The following is a 12,358-nucleotide window of genomic DNA, read 5'->3' as shown; positions in this document are numbered from 1 at the left end:
AGCCCCGATCCGTTCCTTAAGTACGCAATAGACCGGGTCATTTGCTTTCCGCCTGTTTCAGCTCCAACACTTCTTTAGGCGTGACCATGTCGCCCTTGTTGTTGCCCCAGGCGTTACGTTCGTAGGTCACGACCGCTGCAATATCGACTTCCGAAAGCTGTTTGCCGAACGCCGCCATGGCGGTGCCGGGCTTGCCGTGGAAGACAATGCTCAAGTGATCCTTGATCGGTCCGGTGGCAATTTTCGAGCCCTTGAGTGCCGGGAACATCGGCGGCAAGCCCTGGCCTTCGGCCTGGTGACAGGCCACGCAAGTGGTGTGATAGACCTTGTCGCCGCGCTCCTTGAGCTCGTCGAGGGTCCATTCCTTGCTGGTCAGCTCTTTGAGTTGCAGGGCTTCAGCCTTGCGTTCGGCGAGCCATTTTTCGTAATCGGCCTTTTCCTTGACCTCGACCACAATCGGCATGAAACCGTGGTCCTTGCCGCACAACTCGGCGCACTGGCCACGGTAGATGCCAGGCTTTTCGACGCGGGTCCACGCTTCGTTGACGAACCCCGGTATTGCATCGCGCTTAACCGCGAAGGCTGGCACCCACCAGGAGTGGATGACGTCGGCGGAGGTCACCAGGAAGCGCACCTTCGCACCGATCGGCAGCACCAGCGGCTTGTCGACCTCAAGCAAATAGTGCTCGCCCTTGGTTTCCTTGTTGTGGATCTGGTCGGCGGGGGTGTTCAGGTTGCTGAAGAACTCAACCTCCTGGMCCAGGTATTTGTAGTGCCACTTCCACTGATAGCCCGTGACCTGGATGTCGATATCCGGCTCACTGGCGTCATACATCTTGATCAGGGTTGCCGTCGCGGGCACCGCCATGGCCACCAGGATCAGGAAGGGCACGATGGTCCAGAGGATTTCAACGGTAGTGCTTTCATGAAATTTTGCGGCCACCTGCCCGGTAGAGCGGCGGTGCAGAATCATCGACCAGAACATGGCGCCGAAGACGATGATGCCGATCACTACACAGATCCAGAAAATGGTCATGTGCAGGTCAAATACTGCGTGACTGATTTCAGTCGCTCCCGGCGCCATATTCACAGTCCAGGCGGCTTGCGCCTGACTGAAAATCGACCACAACAGGAGGCCCATCCAGACGTGTGGATGTCGCATCATTGCGGGTTCCCCTTATCGTTCTTGTTATCCCGCCGGCTTTCACCTGCGGCAAGGGAGCGGCTTTTTCAGACTACGAACTTGAATCGCCGAGCCTTGCTGCGTGTGCAGTCGGGCGTCATCAGCTAACTCCATTCCCACCCGAGTATAGACAGCGACTGCTACCTCGCAATGTGAAGGCGTAAATGATCTGAAACAGCTGGGACTTGCGTTCAAGGGCAGGAATGGAGAAGGATGCAGACGAGTGGTGGCAAGCCGATATAACGGAGGCGTCTCAGGGATGAAACAATTATGACAAATGCGTCTTAGCATTTTTCATAAGGCAGCTAAGTTATGTCTTCCCTATTTCATTGCCGTTGTTTCCTGGAGTTTTCATGAACACCGCCGCATTGCGCGAGCAGATCCAAAAAGCCCAACAACACGAGAAAGAGACCGGCCTGCTGACACGTCAGCTGCAGACCAAACTGCCTCACCTTCACCCAGCAATTCAATTGCCGGAGGCCGATGCCAATGGCGTACTGACGCGTTTTGTTTATGCCTACATAGATGAGGTGCCAGAACTGCTGGACGCAGCCAATGAAGTTGCCAGGGAAGCGGGTATCGAATCGCAAATCAAACCGGTGCTGAAAATCGCCGAGCAGTATTTCCTCCAGCCTCCGGCAATCATGGCCGGGCATGTCGGTCTGGACAGCCTGCTGGACGAAGCCTATCTGGCGCATCGGTTTGTCGAAGAGGTCAACGACCTGTACATCAAGCATTTCGGCCAGCCACTGATCCCCTTGGACATGACTGTCGCCAACCTGATTGCTCACCAATTGATCGGTGAGGAATTTGCCAACCAACTGGACGAAGCGGTGCATCACGCAATCGACGAGATGCTCAACGAAGAGAGTTTTGCACTGGAGTCGGTGGAAACCTACCGTGAGAAGCTCAATAGCCCGGACACCGGCGCCGCGTGGAAGCGCTGGCCGTGCATGTCTCGCCGCTTGGGCGTAGGCCTGGAACTGGATCAGCCGGCGGCTTGATCCTTTAGAGCCAACACGTCCCCTGTGGGAGCGAGCCTGCTCGCGAARGCGGTGCATCAGTCGACATCAACGTTGAATGACACACCGCYTTCGCGAGCAGGCTCGCTCCCACATGGATTTATCTACCCGGCAGCACCTATGCCGGTGGTAGTACGCAACCGTCCCTCCAACCTGCGCTTCAACCCCCGCGCTTCAATCAGCAGTGTCGAACCCTTGGCCGCATTCGCCCGACCCCATTCCTCAAGCAACTCAAGACATGAGTGATCGATGTAGCTCAGGTTATTGAGCGGTACATGCACCGTCGTACCGGCGGGAATAGTGCCCAGTGCCCGGGTCAGCGTCGGCACCTTGAGAAAGGTTGCTGCCCCCGTCAGCCGCAACTCCATCTCTCCCTTTGCCGGCAGGTCGATCAAGCCGATTTTCAGCCGTGAAGCCTTCCAGGCCAGTTTGGCCAAGGTCATGCCGAAGCCAATCAACACGCCTGTGAGCAGGTCAGTGAAGATGATCGCCAGCGCAGTCGCCGCGTAGGTGAACATCGGCATCCGGCCATAGCGGCCCAACCCGCGAAATGCCTTGAGATCGACCAGTTTGAACCCGGTGTAGACCAGCACACCGGCAAGGCTCGCCACCGGAATGCTTTGCAACACACTCGACAGCAACAACACGAACGCCAGCAGCCACAGGCCATGGAAGATGGCCGACAGTCGGGTGGTGGCGCCGGCCTGGACATTGGCCGAACTGCGCACGATCACGCCCGTCATTGGTAGCGCGCCCAAGAGACCGCAGAGCATGTTGCCCACGCCTTGCGCCGACAATTCCCGGTCGAAGTCGGAACGCTGGCCGCTGTGCATGCGGTCCACCGCGGCGGCCGATAGCAGGGTTTCGGCGCTGGCGATAAACGCCAAGGCGAATGCCGCGACCAGCAGCGTCGGGTCCGCCAGGTTGACCAAGTCAGCGGGTTTCAGCCAATCGATGGCGTCGGCCAGGTTGGCGGGGACTTCCACACGTTTGACCTGCAACGCGAGCACCAGGCTGGCGACCGTTGCCAGGCCTACGCCCAGTAACGCACCGGGAACGAAGCGCAACGAATGGGGCCGAAATTTTTCCCACAGCCACATCACTGCCATTGTCGACAGGCCAAGCAACCCGGCTTTCCAGCCCAACGACGGCAGGGCCTGCATCACCGCGGCTGGAAAGGCCGCCAGGTTATCCAGCCCGGAAGGTTTGGGCACCGCGTCGAGCATGACGTGCACCTGCGACAGCACGATCAGCACGCCAATCCCGGCGAGCATGCCGTACACCACCGCTGGCGCCGTGACTCGAAACCAGCAACCCAGCTTCAAGCGCCCGGCGACCAATTGCAGAATCCCCGCCAGCAGCAGGATGGGTCCGAGCATGGCGACGCCGTGCTGACGCACCAGTTCGAACACTAGAACCGCCAAACCCGCCGCAGGGCCGCTGACTTGCAGCGGCGAGCCAGCAAGCCAACCCACGACCAGACCGCCGATGATCCCGGTGATCAAACCCTTGGCCGGCGGCAATCCCGAAGCGATGGCGATACCCATGCACAAGGGCAGGGCGACCAGAAACACAACCACCGAAGCCAGCAGCTCCCGTGGCAAAACAGCTTTAAGTTGCGCAGCACGCATGTTGGCGCTCCCGACGTTATTTTCAGGCATGGCGAAGCCGGGCTACTGAATTCAGTAGCCTCGGCTAAACCACACGGGGGGATTTAGGAGGTTTTAGAAACGCGCTTTGGGCGTTGCCACCGGAATCGGATGGCTGCCATCGAGCGGCAGGAAACAACCCTGGTCCGCGTCGTAAGCTTTGATTTCGCTGGTTTCGATGCTGTAGACCCAGCCATGGATAAACAGGTGACCGTTGGCCATGCGTGAGGCAACTGATGGATGCGTGCGTAGATGCTGTAGCTGAGCGATCACATTCTCTTCGGTGAGGATGTGCATGCTTTCGTTTTCGTCAGCGCAATGACAGTTTTCCTGGACCATGGTTTTTGCCACTTCGGCGTGACGCAGCCAGGCTTTGACCGTCGGCATTTTTTCCAGGCTTTGCGGGTTCAACACCGCACGCATCGCGCCACAGTCGGAGTGCCCGCAGATGATGATGTGCTGCACGCCGAGGGCCAGGACCGCGTACTCGATTGCGGTGGAAACACCGCCGTTCATTTGCCCGTAAGGCGGTACAACGTTGCCGACGTTACGGGTTACAAACAGATCGCCTGGAGCGCTTTGGGTGATCAGTTCAGGAACGATGCGCGAATCGGCACAGGCAATGAACATCGCTCTGGGGCTCTGCGCGGTGGCGAGTTTTTTGAAGAGCTCTTCCTGCTGTGGAAAGACCTCGTGATGAAAATGCAAAAAGCCGTCAACGATATGCTGCAGCGCTGCATCGGCGGTTTCCGCCTCGGGGACCGCTTGCGCCGACGCAGCGGATGGCTGTTTATCCTTGTCACTCATGAATTCATCCTCATTGGCGGAGTCAGGGAAGTTTCCCGTTTTGTCCGATGTGAAGTCAGTGGCTGTTTAAAAAACATCCAGGTCGCAAGCTCGACCCGTCAGTCACTCGATGAACAAGGTAGCGGCCGAAACTTAACTCAAACTGAATCAAACGCTCTAGAACGCGTGTTCCAGGTCACAAAAAACGTGACCAGCCGAAGGTACCATGCATTTGTTACTCCTCAACCATAGGCCAATTGTCCTCAAATCAACGACATCTGGCGACCCGGCGGACAGAAGGCTTCACAGTCCAGATCAAAACCTTCGCGACGATTAAGCCCCAGGCGTTTGATGGTTTTGGCGAAACGTTGTGCCAGCAGGTCGGCGAAGGGACCTTCGCCGCGCATCCGGGCGCCAAACCGGCTGTCATACAGCTCACCGCCACGGCTCTGGCGGATCAGGCTCAGTACATGGGCGGCACGCTGGGGATAGTGGGCCGCCAGCCATTCTTCAAACAGCGGCGCCACTTCCAGTGGCAGGCGCAACATCATGTAGGCCGCACTCTGCGCGCCGGCCGCATGAGCCTCTGTCAGCAGGCTTTCAAGTTCGCTGTCATTGATCATCGGAATCATCGGCGAGCACAACACACCAACCGGAATACCCGCTTCACGCATCACACGGATCGCCCGTAACCGTGCCTTCGGTGCCGCCGCGCGTGGTTCGAGGATGCGTTTGAGTTCGTCGTCCAGGGTGGTGAGGCTGATCATCACCGCCACCAGGCGTTGCTCGGCGAGTTCGGCCAGCAGGTCCAGATCACGAAGAATCAGCGAGCCTTTGGTGATAATGGTCACCGGATGACGGTAACGCAGCAGCACTTCGAGGGTTTTGCGAGTGATTTTGTGCTCGCGCTCGATGGGCTGATACGGATCGGTGTTGGAGCCCAGGTTGATTGGTGCGCATTGATAGCCACGTTTGCTCAGTTGTTCTTCCAGCACATCGGCAGCGTTGGTCTTGGCGATCAGCCTGGTTTCGAAATCCAGCCCCGGCGACATGTCCCAATAGGCGTGACTGGGCCGCGCATAGCAATAGATGCAGCCATGCTCGCAACCGCGATAGGGATTGATCGAGCGATCAAAGGGCAAGTCCGGCGAGTTGTTGCGGGTGATGATGGTTTTCGCCGTTTCGATACGCACCTCGGTACCTTGGGTGACGGGCGCTTCCTGATACCAGCCGTCATCCTCGACCACTGAACGATTCGGCGCGAAGCGGTTATGCGGATTGGTCGCGGTGCCGCGTCCGCGAGGTGGCAAGGGCGTAGTCATTGACAAGATCCATTGGCTGTATGTGCATACAGTATCCGGGTTTGGCGGAATCGACCAGCGCCGTTCAGCACCTGACAGTTATGAGTTTCGTCATTATGCGAAACATAAATCGCGTAGAACTTTTATCGGTCTTGTCAGTATTCTTCGCTTCACACGAAGTTGTCGTGTTCTCAATATTAAAAGGATTTAATAAATGTCTGGCTACAATCAGCGCGGTGTATTTCTGCAACTACAAGCGCCTTCTATCGTTAGTCCAAAAGAAGTTCGGGTTTCCATGCAGTTCGCGTTAAAGGAAGAGGGTTATGACCCTGAAAACCGTGCGCCCACCTACTCTCTGCTGGACTCCAGTACTCGCGAGGCTGTGTCCAACGATGGCGGCATCACCTTTACCATGGGCAACACACCTGATGTCAACGGCGATGGTGCAATCGATGCGCAGGACAAAGTTGTTTTGATTGCATTGGCGAAAGCCTACTCGAAGATTATTAATCCTTGAAAGCAGCTTAACTCCTGCAATCAATAAGTATTGATTGCAATAAACGACACGGAACTTCTCCGTGTCGTTTTTATAGAGGCTTATAGGTGTCGCGAATAAAGCCGGGATAAGCCATTCCATTCACAATTCTTTGACAGCCGGCTCACAGGCCTTTGACTGCTTGGAGCTGAAGCTCTGTGACACCTAGCCACCCGATTCCCATACGGTTGCCCGAGCATGTCCCGACTGCGCCTATTTTCTGCGACGTTTCTGATATCACTGGCCGCATTTTTCAACCTGACTCTGGTCCATGCGGATGACAGCACGTCCCCTCGTCCGGCGGAATGGGCTCAACCGGTGGAAATGCAATACAACCTCTTTCAAATGTCCCCGACGCTCTACCGCAGCGCCTTGCCTGACCGTGGCGTCATTGCGTTGCTGGAAAAACTCAAGGTGAAAACCGTCATCAATTTCCTGCCCGAGACGGATTCAAGCTGGTTGTCTACGCCGGGTATCACTCAGGTCCAGTTGCCCTATCGCACCAATCACGTAGATGACGAGGATGTCCTTAAAGCCCTTCGTGCCATTCAGACTGCCGAGTTCCATGGCCCAGTGTTGATGCACTGCAAACACGGGTCGGATCGCACGGGCTTGATGGCGGCCATGTATCGGGTCGTGATCCAGGGTTGGAGCAAGGAAGACGCCCTGGACGAAATGACGCGGGGCGGCTTTGGTGACAGTACTCATTTCAAGGATGGCGTGCGCTACATGATGCAGGCCGATGTCGACAAACTTCGCACCGCGTTGGCCAATGGCGATTGCAGCACCACCCCGTTCGCCGCATGTTCGATGAAGAGCTGGTTGAAATCCGCTCACGTTGAATAAACAGGGGGGAGGGCACCACCTTGAACCCGGTTCAAAGGCGCAAGGTGGTGGTCACTCAGTGTTGCTCGTCTGGCTTTTTCTTCAGCTTCGGGTTGGGGAAAAACTGTACAGCCTGAATCTTGGCGTCCGGCACTTTCAGCGCCGAAGTATTGACCCGCGTGCCCAACTCCTTGGGCACGGACAGACCTTGTTCATTCAATGTGTCGGAATAACCGCAGGCCACGCACTCGCGGTGTGGGACTTCGTCTTCGTTCCACATCATCAATTTGTCCGGCTCGCTGCACGCCGGGCAGACCGCCCCGGCGATAAAGCGTTTTTTGGTAATCACAGGCCCCTCGCTCATGCTGCCGCGTCCTCACTCAGGCCGCTGTGGCGCAAGAGTGCGTCAATCGAGGGTTCACGGCCACGGAAGTCGACGAACAGCACCATCGGTTCCTGGGAGCCACCGCGCGCCAGAATGGCTTCACGGAACGCGCGACCGGTCTCGGCATTGAGCACGCCGTCTTCTTCGAACTTCGAAAACGCATCGGCTGACAGCACTTCGGCCCATTTGTAGCTGTAGTAACCCGCCGCGTAACCGCCGGCGAAGATGTGCGCAAAGCTGTTCGGGAAACGGTTGTAGGCCGGTGGACGCATGACCGATACCTCGTCACGCACGCCTTCAAGCACCTGTGCCACGYTACGGCCATCGCCGTGGGTGGCGTGCAGCTCGAAGTCGAACAGCGAGAACTCCAGTTGACGCACCATCATCAGGCCGGACTGAAAGTTTTTCGCCGCGAGYATTTTCTGCAGCAGGTCTTGAGGCAGTGGCTCGCCGGTTTCGTAATGACCGGAGATCAGCGCCAGGCCTTCCGGCTCCCAGCACCAGTTTTCCATGAACTGGCTCGGTAACTCGACCGCATCCCATGCCACGCCGTTGATGCCGGAGACGCCAGCGTGTTCGACGCGGGTCAGCAGGTGATGCAGGCCGTGACCGAACTCGTGGAACAGGGTGGTGACTTCATCGTGGGTCAGCAGCGCAGGCTTGCCGCTGTCGGCCGGTGTGAAGTTGCACACCAGATTGGCCACCGGGTTTTGCAACGAGCCTCCAGCTGTGCGGCGACGGTCGCGAGCGCCGTCCATCCACGCACCGCCGCGCTTGTTGGCGCGGGCATAAAGGTCGAAGAAGAAACGGCCGACGTGCTGGCCGTTTTCCTTGATTTCGAACAGGCGAACATCCGGGTGCCAGGTATCGAAGCCTTTCTGCTCGGCGATTTCGATACCGTACAGACGCTGGACGATGGCGAACAAGCCACCCAACACCTTGTCGATCGGGAAGTAGGCGCGCAGGGCTTCCTGAGCCACGCTGTAGCGTTGTTCGCGAAGTTTCTCACCGTAGAATCCGCTGTCCCAGCTTTGCAGGTCCGGGCAGCCTTGCTCGGCGGCATAGGCTTTGAGCTGTTCCAGGTCCTGCGCGGCAAACGGCTTGCTGCGCTTGGCCAGGTCGCGCAGGAAACTCAGCACCTGATCGCTGGACTCGGCCATTTTGGTGGCCAGGCTCAATTCGGAGAAACTGGTGAAACCCAACAGCTTGGCCAGTTCCTGACGCAGGTCGAGGATTTCTTCCATCACCGGACCGTTATCGTTCTGCCCGGCATTCGGGCCCTGGTCCGACGCACGGGTGCAGTAGGCGGCGTAGACTTCTTCGCGCAGGGCGCGGTCGTGGGCGTAGGTCATCACCGCGTAGTAGCTCGGGAATTCCAGGGTAATCAGAAAACCTTCCAGGCCTTTGGCCTGTGCGGCGGCAGCCATTTGCGCCTTGGCCGAATCGGTCAGGCCGGCGAGGGTGGCTTCATCGGTGACATGCCTGGTCCAGGCCTGGGTGGCGTCGAGCAGCTGATTGGAGAAGCGGCTGCCCAGTTCCGAGAGCTTGCTCTGCACTTCGGCGTAACGCTTTTGCTCGGCCTCTGGCAGGTCAATACCCGACAGACGGAAGTCACGCAGGGAGTGTTCCAGGATAGTTTTCTGCGCCACATCGAAACCGGCGGCTTCCGGGCTGTTGGCCAAGGCTTCGAAGGCTTCGAACAATTCGCGGTTCTGGCCCAGTTCGGTGGAATAGGCGCTCAAGGCCGGCAGGCAGGATTCGTAGGCTTCACGCAATTCGGCGCTGTTGCATACGGCATTCAGGTGACTGACCGGGCTCCAGGCAGCGCCCAGGCGATCATTGAGCTCATCCATCGCCAGTACGAGGCCGGCCCAGGTCGGTTGTTTGCCCTGGGTCTTGAGGATCTCGATAATGGCGGCGCGGTTGTCAGCCAGGATCTGTTCAATGGCCGGTTGCACGTGTTCGGCACGGATCGCCGAGAACGGCGGCAGGTCGTAGGACTGCAAAAGAGGGTTGTTCACGCTCACGGTTGGCACCTTGGCTGGAAGAAACATGCGGCCATCTTAATTACAATCGACGCTCACCGCAGCTATCAGCAACAGAGAGAAACCCTATCGTGACCCTTCGCAAGTATCAGAACCACACGCCGCTGCTGGGCAAAGGCGCTTTTGTCGACGGCTCGGCAGTGGTAATCGGCGACGTTGAAGTCGGTGAAGACAGCTCGGTTTGGCCGCTGACGGTAATCCGCGGCGACATGCACCGCATCCGCATCGGCGCGCGCACCAGTGTTCAGGACGGCTGTGTGTTGCACATCACCCATGCCGGCCCGTTCAACCCCGACGGTTTTCCGTTGCTGATCGGCGACGATGTGACCATCGCGCATAAAGTCATGCTTCACGGTTGTAGCGTGGGCAGCCGGGTTCTGATCGGCATGGGCAGCATCGTCATGGACGGTGCTGTGGTCGAGGATGAGGTGATCATCGGCGCTGGCAGTCTGGTGCCGCCGGGCAAACGCCTGGAAAGCGGCTTCCTCTATGTGGGCAGCCCGGTGAAACAGATCCGCCCGCTGACTGACAAGGAAAACGCCTTTTTCACCTACAGCGCGGCGAATTACGTGAAACTCAAGGATCTGCATCTGGCGCAAGGTTACGACCAGCTCTGACCCCGTCCCCTGCTCAGGAATAGTCATGCATTACCAAACCGTTTTATTCGACCTCGATGGCACGTTGACCGACCCGCGCGAAGGCATCACGCGTTCGATCCAGTTCGCCCTGAGCAAACTGGGCATCGATGAACCCGATCTGACAAAGTTGGAACACTTCATCGGCCCGCCGCTGTTGCAGGCGTTCATGCAGTTTTACGAATTCGATGAGCCCAAGGCCTGGGAAGCGGTGAATTTCTATCGCGAACGTTTCAAGGTCACTGGTCTGTACGAGAACCGCGTGTTCGACGGCGTGACCCCGCTGTTGGAAACCTTGGGCGGGCAAGGGCGGCAGTTGTACATCGCGACGTCCAAGCCATGGGTGTTCGCCCGGGAAATCGCCCGACATTTTGACTTCGCCAAACATTTCAAAGTGATTTACGGCAGTGAGCTAGATGGCACGCGTACGAATAAGGTTGAGTTGATTGCGCATCTGATGGCTGAAGAAGGTCTCGATCCTGCTAGCACCTTGATGATCGGCGACCGCAAACATGACCTGATCGGTGCGCGTAGTAATGGGTTGGATGCGGCGGCGGTGGGTTATGGTTTCGGCAGCCGGGAAGAGTTGAGTGCTGAAGCGCCGACCTATCACTTTGAAACGCTGGATGAGATGCATCAGGCGTTTTTGCGGCGTTAGTCAGATCGCCATCGCGAGCAGGCTCGCTCCCACAGGGATCGTTGTACGCCGCAGATCCAATGTGGGAGCGAGCCGGCTCCGGGCGGCGTTCCGACGATGAGGCCCGCTCAGCCAGCGAAAGCTCCAGATTCTGCCAAAGCCTTCAACGCTGCCTTGCGCTCTCCAACCGGCAATGCCCCCAACTTCTCGACCGCCGCATAAAACCTCACCCAATCCCCTCCCTCTTGCCTGTACAGCATGGCAAACGCCGGCACCCATTGGTCATACAACCCAAACGGCAACAGCCGGGCATTGTTCATCGGCGCGTTGACCCAGGCGTCATAGCGTTTGTCCCCGGCCCATTGGCTATCGCGTAACTGCCGGTATTCGCTGCGCAGTCGCTCAAACTCGGCGGCCTTGCGCTGGCGCATTTGATCCGCCGGCAATGGCTGGGCGTAAAGCTTTTCAAGGCGCGTGCGGGTATCCAGCACCAGTTGCGTGAATTGATCCCGTCGCTGTGCCTGTGCGCCGTTGTCTGGCGCCAGGCTGCGGGACGCACGCCATTGGCGCGTGCCTTCCTGTTCGACGAAGGTGGCGAAAGATTCGTTGAACTCAGTGTCGTCCTTTACATAAATACGTTGATGCGCCAGCTCATGGAAAATCAGCGCCGCCAGCCGTTCGTCGCCCCAGCCCATCATCGAGCTGATGATCGGATCGTTGAACCAGCCAAGCGTCGAGTAAGCCTCGACGCCGCCAATCGATACATCCATTCCTTGCAGGCGCTGCACGGCTGCCTCGCCGCGGGCGGCGCTCTGGTTGTAGTAACCGCGATAGGCGACGCAACCAGCGATCGGGAAGCAATGGTTCCGTGGCGTCAGGGAAAACTCCGGCGTGACGAAGACGTTCCAGACTACATACGGCCGGCCAATGTCGGCATACAGCCGATAGCTTTGGTTGTCTGGCAGGTGCAGATGCTCGCTGGCGAATGTCCGGGCTTTTTGTGACTGCGCCAGATGCGCGCGCAGCTTCTGATCGCGGGAGGGATCGGCAACCACCTCGGACACCGGCTCACGAGCCCGCAGCAGTTGCAGTTGACCACTGGCCAACTGGCCGTAATAGCTGACGCTGGCGCAACCGTTGAGTAACAAAAGCAACACACCCGGAAACAAAACGCGGAAAACGCGATCAAGTAAGCCAAGGCTTGGAAACGGCCTGATCAAAATAAAATCATCCTTGGAAAGTCTTCCGCAAGACTATCCCGCCTGACCGGAGCTGCGCTATGCACAAGTTGATGCTGACGGGGGCCCTGTTGATGCTGACGGGCTGTGCTGGATTTGGACTGCCCTACCATGACC

12 protein-coding genes are annotated in these 12,358 nt (G+C 58.0%); 5 read left to right on the top strand and 7 right to left on the bottom strand.

Annotation, left to right across the window (positions count from 1 at the left end; all coding sequences use genetic code 11):
• Window positions 1–37 precede the first annotated feature (37 nt).
• Entirely contained in the window at window positions 38–1,165 is a 1,128-nt protein-coding gene (gene coxB, locus AC1DSG_RS02850; RefSeq protein ID WP_477789494.1) for a cytochrome c oxidase subunit II, read from the bottom strand.
• A 371-nt stretch (window positions 1,166–1,536) separates the two neighbouring features.
• On the opposite strand from coxB, the gene AC1DSG_RS02845 reads away from it, so the two are divergent.
• Entirely contained in the window at window positions 1,537–2,187 is a 651-nt protein-coding gene (locus AC1DSG_RS02845; RefSeq protein WP_477789493.1) for a hypothetical protein, read from the top strand.
• A gap of 122 nt (window positions 2,188–2,309) precedes the next feature.
• Here AC1DSG_RS02845 and AC1DSG_RS02840 read toward each other — a convergent pair whose 3' ends face one another.
• From AC1DSG_RS02840 to AC1DSG_RS02830, 3 genes are all read right to left on the bottom strand, one after another.
• On the bottom strand, window positions 2,310–3,836 hold the full coding sequence (locus tag AC1DSG_RS02840) for a SulP family inorganic anion transporter (protein ID WP_477789492.1): 1,527 nt from the start codon (window positions 3,834–3,836) through the stop codon (window positions 2,310–2,312).
• Between the two features lie 93 nt (window positions 3,837–3,929).
• Window positions 3,930–4,661, bottom strand: a complete 732-nt coding sequence (locus AC1DSG_RS02835) for a carbonic anhydrase (protein WP_477789491.1) — start codon at window positions 4,659–4,661, stop codon at window positions 3,930–3,932.
• Between the two features lie 242 nt (window positions 4,662–4,903).
• Complete coding sequence (locus tag AC1DSG_RS02830; RefSeq protein ID WP_477789490.1) at window positions 4,904–5,962, bottom strand: PA0069 family radical SAM protein; 1,059 nt, start codon at window positions 5,960–5,962, stop codon at window positions 4,904–4,906.
• Window positions 5,963–6,155: 193 nt separating this feature from the next.
• On the opposite strand from AC1DSG_RS02830, the gene AC1DSG_RS02825 reads away from it, so the two are divergent.
• Together AC1DSG_RS02825 and AC1DSG_RS02820 are read left to right on the top strand one after the other, a co-directional pair.
• Window positions 6,156–6,458 (top strand): hypothetical protein, encoded by a 303-nt coding sequence (locus tag AC1DSG_RS02825; protein WP_223520545.1) that lies wholly within the window; start codon window positions 6,156–6,158, stop codon window positions 6,456–6,458.
• A 216-nt stretch (window positions 6,459–6,674) separates the two neighbouring features.
• Window positions 6,675–7,322 carry a dual specificity protein phosphatase family protein gene (locus AC1DSG_RS02820; protein WP_477789489.1) on the top strand — a complete coding sequence of 216 codons (648 nt, stop codon included), beginning with the start codon at window positions 6,675–6,677 and terminating at the stop codon, window positions 7,320–7,322.
• Between the two features lie 55 nt (window positions 7,323–7,377).
• On the opposite strand, the gene AC1DSG_RS02815 is transcribed toward AC1DSG_RS02820, so the two are convergent.
• Window positions 7,378–7,665, bottom strand: coding sequence for a YheV family putative zinc ribbon protein (locus AC1DSG_RS02815; RefSeq protein ID WP_007947910.1), 288 nt, complete (start codon window positions 7,663–7,665; stop codon window positions 7,378–7,380).
• A complete protein-coding gene (prlC, locus tag AC1DSG_RS02810; RefSeq protein WP_477789488.1) occupies window positions 7,662–9,740 on the bottom strand; it encodes an oligopeptidase A in 2,079 nt (692 codons plus the stop codon). Before prlC ends, AC1DSG_RS02815 begins: the two co-directional genes overlap by 4 nt.
• Window positions 9,741–9,802: 62 nt before the next feature.
• Here prlC and AC1DSG_RS02805 point away from each other — a divergent pair, with 62 nt between their 5' ends.
• Together AC1DSG_RS02805 and AC1DSG_RS02800 are read left to right on the top strand one after the other, a co-directional pair.
• Window positions 9,803–10,348 (top strand): gamma carbonic anhydrase family protein, encoded by a 546-nt coding sequence (locus AC1DSG_RS02805; protein ID WP_477789487.1) that lies wholly within the window; start codon window positions 9,803–9,805, stop codon window positions 10,346–10,348.
• A gap of 25 nt (window positions 10,349–10,373) precedes the next feature.
• On the top strand, window positions 10,374–11,024 hold the full coding sequence (locus tag AC1DSG_RS02800; protein ID WP_477789486.1) for an HAD family hydrolase: 651 nt from the start codon (window positions 10,374–10,376) through the stop codon (window positions 11,022–11,024).
• 107 nt (window positions 11,025–11,131) lie between these two features.
• Here AC1DSG_RS02800 and AC1DSG_RS02795 read toward each other — a convergent pair whose 3' ends face one another.
• Entirely contained in the window at window positions 11,132–12,223 is a 1,092-nt protein-coding gene (locus tag AC1DSG_RS02795; RefSeq protein ID WP_477789485.1) for an aminopeptidase, read from the bottom strand.
• Between the last annotated feature and the right edge of the window lie 135 nt (window positions 12,224–12,358).

This window comes from Pseudomonas sp. P5_A12 (genome assembly GCF_056400685.1).
Note: the sequence above shows the minus strand (reverse complement) of the source record. Positions and strands in the feature narration are given on the sequence as shown.